This is a genomic window from Propioniciclava sp. (genome assembly GCF_029977985.1).
GTDB lineage: Bacteria > Actinomycetota > Actinomycetes > Propionibacteriales > Propionibacteriaceae > Propioniciclava.
Genome location: NZ_JARKOT010000295.1, coordinates 1 through 1,149, shown reverse-complemented (window position 1 = coordinate 1,149; position 1,149 = coordinate 1). Strand labels below are relative to the sequence as shown.

Below are 1,149 nucleotides of genomic sequence, written 5' to 3'. Positions count from 1 at the left end.
ACCCGGTGACGACGCGTCCATCTTGGCCGCCGGGTGAGCAGCAGATGCCAGTTGAGGGTCCGCTCGGGGTGCCGCCGCCCCAGCTGTAGCGGGTGCCGATCCAGCGGAGGGCGGCGTTGACGGCGTCCGTCGCCGGGCCGGTGCCGATCAAGGGCGTGCCGGTGGTGTCCGTGTCGTCGGTGACGCACGGGTTCTCTGCGACGTCCCCTCCGCTGTAGGCGGCGGCGTAGTAGAGAACGTCGTTGACGTACCAGAGCGCGTGGTTGTAGGCGAACAGGGCCTTCCGGACGCCGTCGGGACCCGACAGCGCACCCGAGGCGACCAGGTAGTTGGCGGCGGAGTGGACGCTGTCGGCGTGGTCGGTGATGACCGCCCGCCCGTCACCGTTGCCGTCGACCCCGTAGGCGGCGAACGTCGCCGGCATGAACTGCATCAGGCCGCGGGCGCCGGCGCTGGAGGTGGCGTTGTTGCGGCCGTGGCTGGTCTCTTCCATGCCGACCCCGGCGAGCAGTGTCCAGGGCAGCCCGTAGCGGGTCGCGGCCGCTTCGTAGAGCGCCTGCACCGCGGCCGGGATCTCGGTCGGCGGGTTGTGCAGGCTCGCCTGACGCGGGCTGCCGGGCTGCGGCAAACCGACCGCGGACGCCGGCGGTGTGCAGGTGTTCGCTGCGACGGCCGGGGTGGCGAACGTCGTGACGAACAACACCAACGCCAACGGGAGGGTGAGCAGGGCGCCGAGGGAGAGTGCGAGGATCCATACAAGAACCGTCATCGTGAGCTCGTTTCGGTCATTCTTCCGGCGAACTTCTAGCGAGCCCCGTCGATGGCCTGGTTGGTGTAGGTGAACGCGGCGGCGGCGGGGTGCAGAACGGTCTGCACCTTGTAGATCTGCGTGCCGACGCACCACAGGGCGCGGCCTTTGCGTTGGGTGGCCCAGTCGGCCATCAGGTGTTCGGCGATGGGGCCGAGTTCGAGGAGGTCGGCGAGTTCGCGGGCGACGCTGGGGTCCTGGCCGTGGAGGATCTTCAGGTCGGCCAGGTTCAGCAGTTCCTTGGCGATCGCGGTGGCGGCGGAGGTCGACTCCCCCACGGTGAGCATGTCGCCGGGCTTGTGGCCGACGACGAACTGGATCTCGCCGTCGCGGCGGGAGAA

The 1,149-nt window shown here is 69.8% G+C and carries 1 protein-coding gene and 1 pseudogene; both read right to left on the bottom strand.

Features of this window, described 5'->3' with window-relative positions; genetic code table 11:
• On the bottom strand, positions 1-769 hold a 769-nt coding region (locus tag Q1K57_RS15620), incomplete at its 3' end, for a lytic murein transglycosylase (RefSeq protein ID WP_300084328.1).
• 35 nt (positions 770-804) lie between these two features.
• Positions 805-1,149: pseudogene (locus tag Q1K57_RS15615) on the bottom strand (ATP-binding protein); the annotation flags it as partial.